13 protein-coding genes are annotated in these 15,497 nt (G+C 71.5%); 2 read left to right on the top strand and 11 right to left on the bottom strand.

Going from position 1 to position 15,497, the window contains the following annotated elements:
* Nucleotides 1–338 precede the first annotated feature (338 nt).
* The 6 genes from MA875_RS04960 to MA875_RS04935 are packed head-to-tail and all read right to left on the bottom strand — an operon-like array spanning nt 339 to nt 5,645.
* The gene (locus tag MA875_RS04960; protein WP_248240647.1) at nt 339–1,523 is read right to left on the bottom strand and encodes a hypothetical protein; all 1,185 of its coding nucleotides are present in this window, start codon (nt 1,521–1,523) and stop codon (nt 339–341) included.
* On the bottom strand, nt 1,520–2,659 hold the full coding sequence (locus MA875_RS04955) for a hypothetical protein (RefSeq protein ID WP_248240646.1): 1,140 nt from the start codon (nt 2,657–2,659) through the stop codon (nt 1,520–1,522). Before MA875_RS04955 ends, MA875_RS04960 begins: the two co-directional genes overlap by 4 nt.
* The gene (locus MA875_RS04950) at nt 2,656–3,366 is read right to left on the bottom strand and encodes a hypothetical protein (RefSeq protein WP_248240645.1); all 711 of its coding nucleotides are present in this window, start codon (nt 3,364–3,366) and stop codon (nt 2,656–2,658) included. The genes MA875_RS04955 and MA875_RS04950 overlap by 4 nt, the downstream gene beginning before the upstream one ends.
* Nucleotides 3,366–3,725: an STAS domain-containing protein gene (locus MA875_RS04945; RefSeq protein ID WP_248240644.1), complete on the bottom strand. Its 360-nt coding sequence runs from the start codon at nt 3,723–3,725 to the stop codon at nt 3,366–3,368. Before MA875_RS04945 ends, MA875_RS04950 begins: the two co-directional genes overlap by 1 nt.
* A gap of 8 nt (nt 3,726–3,733) precedes the next feature.
* Nucleotides 3,734–4,057 (bottom strand): STAS domain-containing protein, encoded by a 324-nt coding sequence (locus MA875_RS04940; RefSeq protein WP_248240643.1) that lies wholly within the window; start codon nt 4,055–4,057, stop codon nt 3,734–3,736.
* The gene (locus tag MA875_RS04935) at nt 4,041–5,645 is read right to left on the bottom strand and encodes an ATP-binding SpoIIE family protein phosphatase (RefSeq protein ID WP_248240642.1); all 1,605 of its coding nucleotides are present in this window, start codon (nt 5,643–5,645) and stop codon (nt 4,041–4,043) included. The genes MA875_RS04940 and MA875_RS04935 overlap by 17 nt, the downstream gene beginning before the upstream one ends.
* Before the next feature lie 155 nt (nt 5,646–5,800).
* On the opposite strand from MA875_RS04935, the gene MA875_RS04930 reads away from it, so the two are divergent.
* A complete protein-coding gene (locus MA875_RS04930; protein ID WP_248240641.1) occupies nt 5,801–8,464 on the top strand; it encodes an ATP-binding protein in 2,664 nt (887 codons plus the stop codon).
* Between the two features lie 6 nt (nt 8,465–8,470).
* Here the strand turns inward: MA875_RS04930 and MA875_RS04925 are convergent, their stop codons facing one another.
* Nucleotides 8,471–9,544, bottom strand: coding sequence for a Glu/Leu/Phe/Val dehydrogenase family protein (locus MA875_RS04925; protein ID WP_248240640.1), 1,074 nt, complete (start codon nt 9,542–9,544; stop codon nt 8,471–8,473).
* Between the two features lie 127 nt (nt 9,545–9,671).
* Between MA875_RS04925 and MA875_RS04920 the strand changes: the two genes are divergently transcribed.
* On the top strand, nt 9,672–10,148 hold the full coding sequence (locus MA875_RS04920) for a YbaK/EbsC family protein (protein ID WP_248240639.1): 477 nt from the start codon (nt 9,672–9,674) through the stop codon (nt 10,146–10,148).
* A 12-nt stretch (nt 10,149–10,160) separates the two neighbouring features.
* Here the strand turns inward: MA875_RS04920 and MA875_RS04915 are convergent, their stop codons facing one another.
* The 4 genes from MA875_RS04915 to MA875_RS04900 form a co-directional block, all read right to left on the bottom strand.
* Nucleotides 10,161–12,083: a glycogen debranching N-terminal domain-containing protein gene (locus tag MA875_RS04915; RefSeq protein ID WP_248240638.1), complete on the bottom strand. Its 1,923-nt coding sequence runs from the start codon at nt 12,081–12,083 to the stop codon at nt 10,161–10,163.
* The gene (locus MA875_RS04910) at nt 12,080–12,925 is read right to left on the bottom strand and encodes a carbohydrate ABC transporter permease (protein WP_248240680.1); all 846 of its coding nucleotides are present in this window, start codon (nt 12,923–12,925) and stop codon (nt 12,080–12,082) included. Before MA875_RS04910 ends, MA875_RS04915 begins: the two co-directional genes overlap by 4 nt.
* 68 nt (nt 12,926–12,993) lie before the next feature.
* On the bottom strand, nt 12,994–14,091 hold the full coding sequence (locus MA875_RS04905) for a carbohydrate ABC transporter permease (RefSeq protein ID WP_248240637.1): 1,098 nt from the start codon (nt 14,089–14,091) through the stop codon (nt 12,994–12,996).
* 1 nt (nt 14,092) lies between these two features.
* A complete protein-coding gene (locus MA875_RS04900; RefSeq protein WP_248240636.1) occupies nt 14,093–15,346 on the bottom strand; it encodes a sugar ABC transporter substrate-binding protein in 1,254 nt (417 codons plus the stop codon).
* Nucleotides 15,347–15,497: the final 151 nt, after the last annotated feature.

The raw sequence follows: 15,497 nt of genomic DNA, 5'->3' as shown, positions 1-15,497 counted from the left end.
GGCTCATCCCGTACTCGGCCGCGGCCGCGCTCACAGTAAGTCCCCCCGCGACGATCTTCAACACCACGACCCGATGCTTCGACGACATGCCCGAGTCTGTCGCCTATGACCCGACTCACGTGTCGCCGATCACCTGTCGCCTATGTCGTGAACCCACACACCCTCAGGTCCACCAATTCGAGAAGAGCTCGCCGCAACGGCGGGCTCTTTTCGCGTTGAACGGCCTTGATCCGCCGCGACCCGTCGAAAACTGCGGCCTGGAGTCCGCGGAGGTGACAGTTTTTGACGGGTGGCGCGTCGCGCGGCGTGCCTCGGCGCGAGCAGGGCCCGCAGGCACGTCACGACCCCAGCGGTCTCGTCCAGATGCCGACGACCGAGGGCTCGAGGGTGCGATCGACCGCGTCGACGAGATCGGATGCCGCGGTGTGCGGGTCCGCACCCGTGCGAAGTCGCTCGCCGAAGGCGTCGACGACCCTCTCCGCGTCGTACTGCCGGCGGTTGAATCGGCGATCCAGCAGCCGCCGAACGATCCGGAGCACGGGGAAGAACACCGCCGCAGCCACGAGAGTCGCAAGCGCAACGCCGAGCGTCGTCGCATCCGGCAGAAGCCACGCGACCGACGTGACCACCAGGGCGTAGGTGGCAACAGCGAGCGCCGTCACGAGCACGTAGGCCGCGGTGCGGGAGATGACCCGATCGATCTCGTACAGGCGGTAGCGGAGCACGGCGATCGCGATGGCGACGGGGATGAGCCCGTACGAGACCAGGACGATGCTGTTCGCCGCTCCCCACTCGTCGGGAATGACCCAGCTGCTGAGGAGGATCACGACCACGAGGCACACGGCCCAGAGCATCCAGCGCAGCTGCGCACGCTGCACGTCGCCCGACCGCCGGTAGCGGACGATCAGCGACGCCAGCGACCCGACGAACGCGACGGCGAGCGCTCCGAAGCAGGCGGCGATGACGACCGGTGCGCCGAGCAGGACACCGCTGTGGACGGGGTTCGCGATACCGGGGTAGACCTCCGCCGATGCCGTCGACAGGACGGCACTGACGACCACGAGCGTGACGATCGTGAACCAGGAGAACCAGCGCCACCGGCGCGAGGGCAGCACCCCGTCGGGGAACCGGAGCGGAATCTGCGTGAGGAGCAGTCCGATCGGCGGCAGCCAGCTCCAGGTGTCTTCCCGGTCGTAGCCGTACCAGAACAGCCACGCCGAGACGCCCGGGGCGGAGTCGAGCAGCGCCTCGCCGAGGAGCATCGCCGGCGTCCCGAGCGTGAAGAGGCCGGGGATCACCAGAAGCAGCCACCCGATCGGATTCGCGGGGCGCTTCCACGCCAGGAGCGACCCGACGACGACGAAGACGGCGAGGAGCACGAGGAACGGCGCCGCCTCGGCTGCCTCGCGCCCCCTGCTGAGGTACGCGACGGTCGTGACGACGAGCAGGGCGCACACCAGGGCACCCGCGGCGAACGCCAGCACGGCCGGGGTGCGGCCCGAGGCGAGACGGTCGGCGCTCATGGCCGCGCTCCCGAGGTCCAGATGCCGATGACGGTCGGCTGCAGCGTCCGCTCGACGGCGCGGGCGAGGTCATCCGATGCGGTGAGGGGGTCGGTTCTCGTGCGGAGGCGATCGCCGAACTCGTCGACGGTCTTCTGCGCGTCGAAGTGCTCGCGATCGAACCGCCGGTCGATGCGGCGCTGCACGGATCGGAGGACGGGGAGGAAGAGGGCCGCCGCCACCAGGGTCGCCACGGCGACGCCGAGCGCCGGAAGGCCCGGCACCAACCAGGTCGCCGAGGTCACCGCCAGGACGTAGATGCCGATGACGACCGCCGTGACGATCGCGTACGACACGGTGCGCGAGACGACTCGGCCGATCTCGTAGAGACCGTGCCGCGTCACCGCGATCCAGATCGCGGCGGGAATGGCGTTGATCCCCAGGGTCAGCACCGCGTTGACCACAGGCGGGGGGTCGGTGAGGAGGAGCGAGCTGCCGAGGATGAGGACGGTGACCGCGGTGCCGTAGGCCAGCCACCGGAACTGCAGCCGCGTGGCGCCGTCGGCGCGACGCCACCGCAGGATGAGATCCACCAGCGCGAGCGCACCGATGAGGGGAACCGAGAGGAAGGTCTCGTCGCCGAGCGCCGCGCGGGAGAGGGAAGCGAGCGCGGTGACGCCGAGCGGATTGGGACGCGCCGAGAACGGCAGATCGCCGGGGCCGACGACGGCCATCGCGACGACGAGGGCGGCCACCGCCCCGGCGAGCACCGCGACCGTGCCGCCGAGGCGGGAGGTCACCCGGCCCGACGGGAACACGACGATGAGCACGGGAAGCAGCATCCACACGGCGTAGCCGAGCGAGGACAGCACGACCTCCATGACCGCGGGCAGCGCCTCGGCGACACCCGGCACGGTGAACGCGCCGTACAGACCCCAGTACAGCGCGAGCCCCAGCAGGATGCGGCCGATCGCGTTTCCGGATCGGCGGAGCAGCAGCAGCGTCCCGACGACCGCGAAGCCGCCCCAGGCGATGAGGCTCCAGACCTCTCCCGTCGCGACGATCGTCAGCGTGCAGAGGAGGAGATACCCGGTGAAGAGCAGGATGATCCCGCTCCGCCGCAGCACTTCGCGCGCCGACGCGGCGCGGCCGCTCATGGCGCGCCTTCTGGTCGGGTGCGCCGGAAGGGCGCGCGGACGACGTGGGCGACCGTGCGGATGCCGGCGTTGTGACGCACGTTCCGCCAATTCGCCCAGAGCCTCCGGCGGTCCACGCACACCGTGCGCTCGGCGACGGTGACATCGGTCACTCCGTGCGCGCGCCCGAGGTTACGGAGGACCTCCGGCCAGAACAGGTCCTCACCGCGCCGCGCGAGCGACCACATGCTCTCGAACAGGGGGTCTGAGCAGCGCAGCAGCATCGAGATCCGCGCGATCGTGTGCGCCGCGGCATCCGATTCGGCAGAGAAGGTGATCATCGCGGCGAACATGTGTCCCTCGGGTGTCAGGAAGGTGAAGGACGTGTCGTCGGCGTAAAGCACCATGACTCCGGTCGTGACACCGCCGGCCGTGAGGGCCGTGACGTCGCCCGGCTGCAGCGTCGACAGCGAGCTGTGGAACCGGCCCATCCGGGGCCAGTACTCGCCGAAGTGGGCGCGCCAGTCGGCGATCACCGCCTCCGGCGTCACCGCCGTCCCGAGCGCCGCCGTGTAGGTGCGCTGCCACAGCCGTCCGAACCCGTTCATCGGGCCGGCGACGCGCTTGCCCTGCACGTTGTAGCCGTGGGTGTCGGAGGGGTCGCTCACCTGGAGGCGGTCGATCTTCGCCGCCCAGTTCGCCGCATCCCGCGGGGCGCTGTCGGCCATCACGGCCTCCCAGGGGAGAGCGCGCGGAGGGCCGCGGCCGTGTCGTCGTGCAGGACGATCGCCTCATCGAGGCGGGTGAGCTCGAAGATCTGCCGGTAGTGCTCCGACAGCCCGACGGCGGCGATGCGCTGCTGGCGTCGCTGCCCCCGCACGAGAAGCGTCACGAGCATGCCGATGCCGCCGCTGTTCATGTACTCCATCGCCGAGAAATCCAGGACGATGACGGCGGCGCCCGCGTCGGACGCCTGCTCGTGGGCGGCCATCAGGTCGTCCTCGCACGCGGCGGTCACATCGCCCGAGATGGCGATCTGCGCGGCATCCGCCCGGGGATGCGTGACCTCCATGTGTGCTGATCCCATGTCGACTCCTAATGCGAGGCCGGTTCGACGATCTCGATGAAATCGCTCAGCCGGGTGATCTCGAAGATGTGCCGGTAGTGGTCGGTCAGTCCCGATGCCCGCACGCCGATCCGCTCCGAGCGCGCCCGCGCGAGGATGCTCACGATCAGGGCGATACCGGTCGAATTGATGTAGTCCACGCCGGTGAAATCGAGTTGGATCGACCCCGGTGAACCGACGGATGCCGCGGCGTAGGCGGCATCGAGAGCCGGCGCGGCATCGCGATCGATGCGGCCCGACAGTGTCACCTCGGCGACGTCGTCACGGCGCCTGATCTCATGATGCAGACTCATCGTCCCTCCGTTCCGCGGCGGTCGAGTGCGCCGCATCCGCTTCGCCGGTGCGCATGGTCAGTCGCACCACGTGTCGGTCGCCGTCGCGGAACTCCTCCACCCGGTCGACGAGTTCACGCACGAGGAAGAGCCCCCACCCGCGCGGGGTCTGCAGGCCGGCGAGCTTCAGGTCGAGGTCGGGGACTTCGGCGTCCTGCCGCAGCCCGCGACCGAAATCACCCACGTCGACGGTCACGGCGTCTGCCCCGAAGCGCACGCTCACGGTGACATCCAGCCCTGCGTCCCCGCGATTGCCGTGCTCGATGGCGTTCATGACCGTCTCGCTCACCGCCGTCTTCAGGGCGTCGAGCCGCGCCCCGCCGAGAACCGGCGACGCGATGCGGGCGACCCGCTCCATCACGTCGCGTTCGGTGCCCGAGACGCTCGGCACGGTGAAGGTCACGGCATCGGGGGCGGTGCCACGTCGGCCCCGGACGAGCGCGACGAGGGTGATGTCGTCCTCCTGCTCGACGTCGGCGGAGAACGTCGTCAGCGACTGCACCGCATCGTCGATGAGGTCCTGCCCCGAGCGGGCGCGGGCGACGAGGTCGGCGGTGCGGCCGAAGCCGAACATCTCCCGGCTCGCGTCGTGCTGCTCGGTGATGCCGTCGCTGTAGAGCAGCACGATTTCGCCGGGATCGATCACGGTCTCGTGCTCGTCGTACTGGCTGCCGGGCATGAGACCGAGCGGCATGCCCCGGGCGTGCAGCTGGTCGACGCGGTCGCCCCGGCGCACGTAGGGGAGGTTGTGACCGGCATTGGCGAACTGGGTGCGTCCGCTGTCGAGGTCGATCACGAGGACGAGGCACGTGACGAACATGTGGGCGGGGATCTGGGGGATGAGCAGCTCGTTCACCCGTCGGAGAACCTCGCCGGGCGAGGTGACGACGGCGGCGGTCGACCGCAGGAGTGCGTGCGTGCTCGCCATGACGAGGGCCGCCGGCACCCCCTTGTCGGTGACGTCGCCCGTGACGACCATGATGCGCCCGTCTGCGAGCTCGATGAGGTCGTAGAAGTCGCCGCCGACCGTGCGGGCGGGGCGGTAGAACGCCGCCAGGTGCCAGCCGCCGAGCTCGGGGAGCTCTGCCGGGAGGAACTGCTGCTGGATCAGCTGCGCGACATGCAGCTCCTGCTCGATCCGCTCCCGCTCCCGCGCCTGCCGCTCCTGGGCGCGCATGAGCTGGCCGAGGCGGAGCGCCGGCGCGGCGTAGCGGACGAGACTCTCCAGCAGCCGCCGGTCGTTGCGGGAGTAGGTCCGCTCCGACAGTCGCGGGCCGAGCGCGAGGATGCCCACGAGCTCGCCGCTGGTCACGAGCGGCACGACGAGCTGCACATCCTGGGCGATCAGCCGGGCCACGGCGGGGGAGGAGGAGGGAAGGGCCCCGATCTCCACGGGTCCGGTCGCCGACCGGAGGTAGATCAGCAGCGGGTCGGCGGGGTCGATGTCGATGTCGATCCGGCGCGCGCTCGACGGCGCGGCCGCCTGCTCCACGTGGCGCCGGGGCTTCCGCTGGGAGGTCGCCACGGGCGACTCGAGTGTGCCGGTCATGATCCTCCTCCACCGGACACCCGCGCCGTGACCGGTACTGCAACGATGGTGCCCGGCGGAGCGTTCCGAAAGCGTTACGGCCCGGTCGGGCGCCCGCCGATCGGAACGTGTAGGGAGGGCCCCCGAGCGCTACGGTGGGCGCGGAGAGGTCGAACGTGTCCGTGCGTCTGGAGTTGCTCGGTCCGCCGCGGGTGTGGCGGGATGACACCGCGCTGCGTTTCGACACGCGGAAGGCCGTGGCGCTCCTGGCCTATCTGGCCGTCACCGGGCGCGACCACGGCAGGGACGCCCTGGCGGCGCTCCTCTGGCCGGATCTGGATCGGGCACATGCTCGTGCGACGCTGCGACGCACCCTGTCCGTCGCGGCGGCGGTCGGTCCTGATCTCGACGTGACCGGGGACCGGGTCGCCCTGACCGCCGGAGCGACGAGCGATGTCGACGAGTTCCGGCGTCTCGCCGCCTCCGACGACCCGGGGGACTGGGCCCGGGCGGCGGCGCTCCCCGCCGACCGCTTCCTCGACGGCTTCGCGCTCCGCGACAGCCCGCCGTTCGACGACTGGGTCCGGCAGGTGGGCGACGAGCTTCGCGACGACCTCTCGCGCACCCTCGCCCGGCTCGTGCGGGCCGCGATCGACGAGGGCCGGTGGGAGGAGGCTCAGGAGTGGGCGCGCGGCCGGGTGCGGATCGACCCGCTCTCCGAGCCTGCGCATGTCGACCTCATCCGGGCGACCGCGCTGGCGGGCGATCGCCCGGGGGCTCTGCACGCCTACCGCGTGCTGGTGCGCCTGCTCGACACCGAACTGGGCGTCGCTCCGCTCGCCGACACCCTCGCGCTCCACGAAGACATCCGCACCGGCCGACTTCGGGCCGCGCCCGCCGCCGCCACCGAAAGACCGTCGACGGGCGAGGGGGGAGGCGGTCGCGTCACCGGGCGCCCCCGGCTCGTCGGCCGGGAGAGGGAGCTGCGGATCCTCGAGGACGCGTGGACGGATGTCGCGGGTGAGCGCCGCGCGCGGCTCATCGGCCTCGTCGGCGAGCCTGGGATCGGCAAGACCGCGCTCGCCGAGGCGCTGGCTGAGGCGCTGGACGAGAGCGCGGCGCCGAGGGTCGTCCGTGTCACCGGGCGCGCGGCGGAGGCGTCGCTGGCCTACGCGGCCGCGACAGACCTCGTCCGTGGCATCGGGGCATCCCTTCCCGAGGGGGCGATCCGCACGCCCGGTGATCTTCAGCGGGTTCACGAGGCCGTCCGCGCCGCGCTCGAACGCCTGGCCGCCGAGGCCCCCGTGCTCCTCATCGTGGATGTCGCCGAACAGATCGACAGGCCGTCGGCGGTGCTCCTCGGGTATCTCGCCCATCGCCTCCCCGAAGGCATCCTGATGCTCGTGTGCTGGCGGCCCGGAACCACCGGCGGGGCGCTGCAGCAGGCGGTGCGCGACGTCGGCGAGATCCTCACCCTGGCGCCGCTGGACGCGCCTGACATCGAAGAACTCGTCGGTGAGAGCCTGGACGCAGGAGATGTCCTCCGCCGCACGCGCGGCATCCCGCTGCTCGTTCACGAGCTGGCCGCTGCGCCCACCGCCCTCGGACACGCCGAGGTGCGCGACATCGTCGCGGCGCGGCTCGCCGGCTCGTCGGAGACGACGACCCAGGTCGTCGCCGCGGCCGTCGTGATCGGTCGCATCGCGACGCCCGAGCTGCTGCGGGCGGTGAGCGGCCGCGATGAGAGCGAGACCGTCGAAGCGATCGAGGAAGCCGTCGACCGGAGCCTCCTCGTCGAGCACGCCGAACCGCCCGGATACGACGTGCCGCACGACCTTGTCCGTGAGGCGGCGCTGGGCGGCCTGTCGCTGGCGCGGCGGCGCCTGCTCCACGCGCGCGTGGCCGACATCTTCGCGCGGGCGCACAGCGTCGACCCGCTCGGGGCGCCGGCGGGTGCAGTCGCGCAGCACCTGGCGGCCGCGGGTCGCGACCCCGACGCGGCGGACTGGTTCGTGCGCGCGGCGGCCGACGCGGCCCGGCTGGGCGCGCATGAGGAGGCGATCGCCCAGCTGCGCTCCGCGGTCGCCCTCGGCCGCCGCGACAGCGAGGTGCACGCGGCGCTCGGCGCTGCGTTGGTCAGGCTCGGCCGGTACGACGAGGCGCTCATCGCCTTCGACCAGGCGTCGGCGGCGGCCGACGACGCCGACGTCCGGGCCACGGTGGACCACGCGATCGCCCGGGTGCACGACCGTCGCGGCGAGTGGGGGCTCGCGCAGTCCCACCTGGAGTCGGCGGTGGAGGCGATCGGCGGTGGTGACCTCGGACGACGCGCGAGGGTGCTGGCCGACCTCGCGCTCGTGCTGCACCGACGCGGGCTGACGGCCGATGCCCGCGCGACCGCCGCGTCGGCGCAGCAGAGCGGTGACGCGGCCGGTGACCCCGCCGCCGCGATCCAGGCGATGAACGTCCTCGGAATGATCGCCCTCGCCGACGGCGACCAGCGGGGCGCCGAGGAGCAGTTGGAACACGCCGTCGCTCGCGCCGAAGCCCACGGCGACGACGACCTGACCATCGCGGCGCTCAACAACCTGGCGCGAGCGCGCGCGACGAGGGGCGCCGCGGATGAGGCGCTCGCCGCCGCACGCGACGCACTCCGTCGCGCACAGGCGCAGGGAGACCGCCACCGTCAGGCCGCGCTGCACTCCCACCTGGCCGACCTGCTGCACGCGATCGGTCGGGAGGAGGAGGCGATGGCCGCGCTGCGCGCGTCGGCCATCGCCTTCTCGGAGGTGCAGGGGTCGGAGTTGCGTCCGGAGGTGTGGACGCTCACCGAGTGGTGACGCGGCTCAGACGAGAGCGTGCGACCGCGTGCCGACCGACAGTCGCTGCGCAGCCAGGCCCTCCGCGGCCAGGAGCGGGGTGATCCCGCGCTCGGCGGCGTCGTCGAAGACCCGGCGGAGGGTGTCGCCGATGCCGGCGACCCGGTCCATGATCTCCTCGCGCGTGCCGAGCTTCTTGGCCTCGAGGTCGAGGTAGATCACCCCACCGGCGTTGACGACGAAGTCGGGCGCGTAGAGGATGCCGCGCGCCGCGAGCCGGTCGGCGCCGGAGTGCTCGGCGAGCGGGTTGTTCGCGGGACCGCAGACGGCGAGCGCGTCGAGATCGTCGATGACCTCGGCGGTGAGGATGCCGCCGATCCCCGCCGGCACGAAGACGTCGGCCGGCACGAGGTGCTCGAATCCGGGCTCGCTCCAGGCGGCCTGGAGCTCCCGGGCGAGGTCGCGCTTGGCGGGGTTGACGTCGGTCACCGTGAGGACCGCTCCCTCGGCGGCCAGGCGCAGCGCGAGGCGGCTGCCGACCTGACCGAGGCCGGAGATCGTGATGCGCCGGCCCGCGACATCCGCACTCCCGGTCACCCGCTCGAGCGTCGCCCGGAGCGAGGCGTAGACCCCGAGGCTCGTGGGGCCCGCCGGCTCGCCCGAGCCGCCGACGGCGTCGGGAAGGCCCACCACGTGCTCGGTGCGTTCGCGGACGGTCAGCATGTCGTCGGTGGTCGAGCCGACGTCTTCCGCGGTGCGGTACAGGCCGTTCAGCGTCTCGACGGCGTCGCCGAGGTCGAGGAAGGCGGCGCGCCGGCGGTCGGCGTCGAGCACGGTCCCCTCGGGGAGGGCGATCACGGATTTGCCCCCGCCGGCGTCGAGGCCCGCGGCGGCGTTCTTCAGCGTCATCGCCGCCGAGAGGCGCAGGGCGTCGCCGAGCGCGTCGCTCCAGTGCGGGTAGGTCCACAGGCGCGCGCCACCGAGCGCCGAACCGAGGACGGAGGAGTGCAGGGCGACCGCGAGGAACAGACCGCTGCGCCGCCCCGTGATCACCTCCACACGCTCGTGGGTGAAATCGGGCAGGGGCAGGGTGTGCGTCATCGCGTCCTCTTTCGGCGGGCCTTGTGGGCGTGCTCTCGGATGCGGCCGCTTCGCCGCATCCGACTCCATTGCATCACCGCCGGGGCCGCGGTTCAACTGCCTCGCACCGCGACCCTAGGCTGGCGCCATGACCTCCTCGCTTCCCGCCCGCAGCCGCCTGGTCCATGACGCCCTCCGCGCCGCCGGAATCGCCGGTGACATCGTCGTGCTCCCCGACGCCGCCTCCACGGCGGTCCTGGCCGCCCAGGCCCTCGGTGTCGAGGTGGGGGCGATCGCGAACAGCCTGGTGTTCTGGAGCGACGGCGCACCGCTCCTGGTGATGACCAGCGGCGCGCACCGCGTCGACACCACCGCGCTCGCCGCGCGCCTCGGTCGCGAGTCGATCCGACGTGCAACCCCCGAGCAGGTGCGGGATGCCACGGGCCAGGCGATCGGGGGCGTGGCACCCACCGGTCACCCGGCCGCGCTCACCACGGTGGTCGACGAGGATCTCGCGCAGTACCCCGAGATCTGGGCCGCCGGCGGAACGCCGCACACCGTCTTCCCGCTCACCTTCGACGAGCTGGTGCGTCTCACCGGCGGCACCGTGAGCAAGGTGGACTGAGCGCGGGCTCCGTCAGCGCTCCCGCACCGCGCTGAGCGCGACGACCGCCGCGGCCGCTGACCACGCCTGCGGCCGGCACGCCGCAGGGTAGGGCGCGGGGCGCGAGACCTCGGTGACAGGGTCGCCCGAGTGCAGCTCGGGCACCCGGTACGAGAACGCCTCGGCCGCGGCGAGCAGACCGGCGACGACCTGCTCGGCCTCGGCGTGAAGACCGGCGCGCAGCATGCCGTGGACGGCGATGGCGGTGTCGTGGGTCCAGACGCTCCCGCCGTGATACGACAGCGGCCAGTAGCCCGCGGCCCCGGTCGACATCGTGCGGATCCCGAAGCCGCTCGACAGCGAGGGGCCGAGGAGCAGGCGCGCGATGTGCGCTTCGTCGCCCGGGTCGAGGATGCCCGTTCCGAGGAGGTGACCGATGTTGCTCGTCAGCGTGTCCACGGGCTGCTTGTGACGGTCCAGCGCCACCGCCGGGTAGCGGCCCTCGGGGGTCTCCACCCAGTACGCCTCCGCGAAGCGGGCCCGGAGCTCTGCCGCCCAGGTACGGAGCCGGCTCGCTTCCTCCGCGTCCCCGGCGAGCTGCTCGAGGATCTCCGCGCCGGCGAGAGCGGCCTCGTAGGCGTAGCCCTGCACCTCGCACAGCGCGATCGGGCCCTCCGCGAGTCGGCCGTCGCGCCACTGGATCGAGTCGCCCGAGTCCTTCCAGCCCTGATTGGCCAGGCCGTGCCCGGTGCGATCGTGGTAGTCGATGAAGCCGTCGCCGTCGTTGTCGCCGTACCGGATGAGCCAGTCCAGTGCGCCGCGGAGCGCCGGGACCAGGGCCGTGACCTCGGTCTCGGGCATGCCCGCCCGCCACGCGTCGGCGAGAAGGCAGACCCAGAGCGCAGTCGCGTCCACCGTGCCGTAGTACAGCGGCGGCAGGGCGATCCCCTCGCCCGGCTGCACGAGGGTCGTCGCACGCAGCTCGTGAAGGATCTTCCCCGGTTCCTGCGCCGAGTCCGGCTCGTCACGGTCGCCCTGGAGGCGCGCGAGAACCCGGAGGGTGGATGCCGCCATCCCGACGTCCAGCGGCAGGGCGAGCCGTGCCGCCCACAGGGAATCGCGCCCGAACAGCGTGAAGAACCAGGGCGCGCCGGCGGCGTAGAACGCGTCGTCGGGGTGTTGCGGAAGGGTCAGCCGCAGCGCGTCGAGATCGCCGAGCGCGACCTCCAGCCAGCGACCGAGACGGGGGTCGCCGCCCCGGCTCGCCTCGACGGCGGCTGCGACATCGACACCGCTCGAGGCGGTCGGTCCCGACACCACCAGGGTGGTGTCGGCCAGCGCGATCCGCCACGACGCCGTCGCCTCGCCACGAGCGGGGAGGTCGAGCGGCCAGACCGCGCGGATCTCCGCGCCGTCCGCCTCGACCGAGCCCCCCGTCGCCTCGAGGGTGAACGACGCCGTCTGCGACCGGGCCGACGCCGTGGCATCCCGCGCGGAGACCTCGGCGACCCCCGCCTCCGGAGCGCCGGCCTTGACGTCGTGGAGTGAGGCGAACTCGGCGCCCAGGCGCAGCCGGAGGGTCGTCGACACCGGCTCATCCCGCGCCGACCGGAGCGTCCAGGTCTCGCGCACCTCGCCCGGCAGGACGACGCGCTCGCGCAGCAGGCGCACCTTGGGATCGGGGGTGTCGTCGTCGATGCCGCGGAGCACCGCGCTGAAGACCACCCGCGACGGGCCGTCGGGGGCGGCGGAGATCCACTCGACCTCCGACTCGTCACAGGAGAGCTCCAGCTCGCGCACATGCCGGACGTCGCCGTGATAGACCCCGTCGATGGCGCCGCCTCCGGCGTCGCCGGATGCCCGCGACCAGACCTGCGTGGGGGCGCGCAGCGTGATGATCGCGTCGTCGAGCAGCGGCTGTCGCGTGCGGGTCGCGGGCTCGGTGAGGGCGTTCATCCTTTGACGGCTCCTTCGCTGGTGTTCATGATGCGCTTTTGGAAGATGAAGAACAGCACGGCCACGGGGATCGTCATGATGAGCGCCGCGGCGAGCTTGATCGGGTACTGCGTGCCCTGACTGAGCTGCCCGGATGCCAGCGACGCGACGCCCTTGGTTAGCGTGGTGAGCTCGGGCGACTGGGTGGCGACGATGAAGTGGCTGAGCTCGTTCCACGACCCCTGGAACGACAGGATGACGATCGTGATGAGGGCGGGCCGCGCCATCGGCAGCACCACCGACCAGAACACCCGGAAGGCCCCTGCGCCGTCGATGCGCGCCTGCTCCTCGACCGAGACCGGGATGGACTCGAAGAAGTTCTTCATGATGAAGACCCCGGCGGCATCGACGAGGAGCGGCAGGATCATCGCCGCATAGGTGTCGTAGATGCCGATCTGGTTGAGCACGAGGAACTTCGGGATGAGGAGCACCACCGCCGGCACGGCCATCACGCCCACGATGAGCGCGAAGATCGCCCCGCGACCGCGGAAGTGCAGGCGCGCGAGCGCGTACCCGGCGAGGGAGACGAAGAACACCCGGCCGAGGGTCACCACCACGGTCACGATCGTGGAGTTGGCGAACCAGAGCGGGAAGTCGCTCCGGCCGAAGAGGGTCTCGTACGCCGCGAACGTCACCGTCTGCGGGATGAGGGAGAGCGCGTTGCTGGCCGCCTCGGAGTCGGTCTTGAAGGATGTCGCGACCTGGACAAGGAACGGGAAGATGTAGATGATCGCGAGGATCACCAGCAGCGCGTACAGGAAGATCTGCCCGGTGACCCGGCGGGACAGGCCCGGACGGCGGATCGTCGGCGCGGGCGTCGACCGCTCCGGATCGACCTGCGCGACCTTCGCCTGCCGCGGAAGTGTCTCGCTCACGAGCGGCCTCCCTTGACTTCGTAGCGCGCGGCGCGACGCTTGGAGACGCCGCGCTCGCGCAGCACCCAGCGCTGGACGAGGGTGAAGAAGATGATGATGAGGAAGAGCAGGAAGGCGATCGCCGACCCCTCGCCCCACTCCTGACGGGTGAACGCCGCCTCGTAGGACAGATACGCGGGGGTGACCGTGGTCTTGGCGGGTCCCCCTTCCGTGCCGGTGTAGATCTGGTCGAAGACCTGCCAGCCGCCGATCACCCCGAGGGTCACGACGGTGAAGATCGTCGGGCGCAGCTGCGGGAGGGTGATGTGCCAGAACCGCTGCCAGCCGTTCGCGCCGTCCATCATCCCGGCCTCGCCGAGTTCGACGCCCACGTTCTGCAGCGCCGCGATGAAGAGGAGCATGAACGTGCCGCTCGTGGTGAACACCGCCATGAGGATGAACGCCGACAGGGCGACCGAGGGACCGGCCAGCCACTCCCAGAGGCTCACGCCCAGCACGTCGGTCTGAGTGAGCGCCTCCGGACCGCTCGTGATCCCGAGCCCCGCGAGGGCGTTGTGGACGATGCCGCTCGGCTCCTGGAACCAGTTGGGGCCGGTGATCCCGATCCAGGCGAGGACGGCGTTGACCACACCGGTCTGGGAGAACAGGAACAGCCAGAGGATCGTGATCGCCACCGACGAGGTGACGGAGGGGAAGTAGAACGCGGTGCGGAAGAAGCCGCGGCCGCGCAGCACCGCGCGGTTGACCAGCACGGCGAGGAAGAGCGACAGTGCGGTCTGCAGCGGAACGACCAGCAGCACGTACCAGGCGATGTTCCGCAGCGAAATCCCGAAGTCGCGCTCGGCGAGCCCGCCGCCGGTCGTGACGGCGGCGTAGTTCTCCAGGCCGACGAAGTTCACCGTTCCCGAGAGGGGGCTTCCCCGGCCCGCCCAGTCCGAGAAGCTCACCCAGAGCGCCATCAGGACGGGGATCAGAAGGAAGAGCCCGAGGATCAGGATGACGGGGAGGACGAACACCCACCCCGCGGCGGCCTCCCCGCGTCGGATCCCGGTGTTCCGGGACCCGACGCGGGGGGTGGTGACCGTGGCGGTCATGTCAACCGACCACGGCCTCGAGGTTGCCCTGCACCGAGTCGAGGATCGTCTTCGGGTCGGACTCGGCCAGCGACTCCAGCTGCGCGTTGAAGTCGGTGATCACCGCGGCGGCGTCTGCCTGCGTGGGGAGGAACTGCGCGTACTCGGCGCCGTCGATGAAGGCGGCGAGGTCGGGGTTGGCCTCCCGCCACGCGTCGGCGGCGGTCTCCAGCGAGGGCATGATGCCGAACGCCTCGGAGAAGGCCAGCTGCTGCTCGGAGGAGGTCAGGTACTCGACGAGCTCGAGAGCTGCCTGCTGGTTCGGGCTGTCGGCGGCCATGCCCCAGCAGTTGGTGAACTGCAGCGTGCCGGGGCCGCCGGGGCCCTCGGGAAGCTGGGCGACGAGGTAGTTCACGTCGGGGTAGTCGTTGCGGAGAGCGCCTTCGATCCAGTTGCCCTCGATCACCATCGCGGCCGAGCCGAGGCCGAACGCCTCGCCGCCCCATCCGGCGCCGATGTCGGTGGCGTAGGCGAAGTTGCCGCCCTCGAGGTTGGCCTTGACGTATTCCAGCGCCTCGACGTTCTCGGGGCTGTTGGCCGTCGCCGCGCCGTCGGTCACAAGACCGCCGCCGGCCTGCGCCATGAAGGCGCCGACGCGCTGCACCTCGGGGCCGAAGGCGAGACCCGTGACACCGCCGGTGGTGAGGGTCTGGCTGACGGTGGCGAGCTCCTCCCAGGTGGTCGGCACGTCGTCCTCGGTGAGGCCTGCGGCCTCCCACAGGTCGGTATTGATGATGAGCGCCAGGGTCGAGAAGTCCTTCGGGGCGCAGTAGAACTCGTCCTCGTAGGTGAAGTTCTCCACCAGCGGCGCGTAGAAGTCACCGGCGTTGGAGAGCTCGTCGCCGTACGCCCGCAGCGAGCCGTTGTCGGCGTAGCCGGCGAGGGCGTCGGGGGAGAGGTAGAACAGGTCCGGCGGCGACCCGGCGGCGAAGCCCTGCGCCAGCTGCTGGTTGAGGTCGCTGGCGATCTCGACGCTCGCCTCGACGCCGGACTCGGCCGACCACGCCGCGACGGCGTCTTCGACCGCGGTCGCCTCGGCCTCGCCGCTGGAGGCGATGAGGACGGTGATGGGGTCGTCGGACGAGGTCAGCTCGCCGTCCGCGGCGGCGCCGCCGCCGTCGTCGAAGCTCCCGCCGCCGCATCCGGTGAGCACGAGCGCTCCGGCGGTGAGGATCGCCCCCGCGCCGAACGCGGCGCGCATCTTCCTGCGTGTCATGTCTCCCTCTCCTTTGAATGAAGTCGCGACACCGGTTCCGAGGATGGTTGATCGTTCAAATATGAACGTTCAAATCCGGTGTCGGATTGAGGTTAGGGCGGGGTTGTTGGCGCTGTCAATGCGCGGTGGCTACGCTCGGATAACGATTTTG

The organism is Microbacterium kunmingense (genome assembly GCF_023155745.1).
Taxonomy (GTDB): Bacteria; Actinomycetota; Actinomycetes; order Actinomycetales; family Microbacteriaceae; genus Microbacterium; species Microbacterium kunmingense.
This window is presented reverse-complemented; position numbering and strand designations above follow the sequence as displayed.

Coding starts and splice junctions, on each gene's coding strand:
- MA875_RS04960 (WP_248240647.1), bottom strand. CDS start 1,523: ATGAGCGCCGACCGTCTCGCCTCGGGCCGCACCCCGGCCGTGCTGGCG.
- MA875_RS04945 (WP_248240644.1), bottom strand. CDS start 3,725: ATGGGATCAGCACACATGGAGGTCACGCATCCCCGGGCGGATGCCGCG.
- MA875_RS04905 (WP_248240637.1), bottom strand. CDS start 14,091: ATGACCGCCACGGTCACCACCCCCCGCGTCGGGTCCCGGAACACCGGG.
- MA875_RS04950 (WP_248240645.1), bottom strand. CDS start 3,366: ATGGCCGACAGCGCCCCGCGGGATGCGGCGAACTGGGCGGCGAAGATC.
- MA875_RS04935 (WP_248240642.1), bottom strand. CDS start 5,645: ATGACCGGCACACTCGAGTCGCCCGTGGCGACCTCCCAGCGGAAGCCC.
- MA875_RS04955 (WP_248240646.1), bottom strand. CDS start 2,659: ATGAGCGGCCGCGCCGCGTCGGCGCGCGAAGTGCTGCGGCGGAGCGGG.
- MA875_RS04900 (WP_248240636.1), bottom strand. CDS start 15,346: ATGACACGCAGGAAGATGCGCGCCGCGTTCGGCGCGGGGGCGATCCTC.
- MA875_RS04915 (WP_248240638.1), bottom strand. CDS start 12,083: ATGAACGCCCTCACCGAGCCCGCGACCCGCACGCGACAGCCGCTGCTC.
- MA875_RS04925 (WP_248240640.1), bottom strand. CDS start 9,544: ATGACGCACACCCTGCCCCTGCCCGATTTCACCCACGAGCGTGTGGAG.
- MA875_RS04920 (WP_248240639.1), top strand. CDS start 9,672: ATGACCTCCTCGCTTCCCGCCCGCAGCCGCCTGGTCCATGACGCCCTC.
- MA875_RS04940 (WP_248240643.1), bottom strand. CDS start 4,057: ATGAGTCTGCATCATGAGATCAGGCGCCGTGACGACGTCGCCGAGGTG.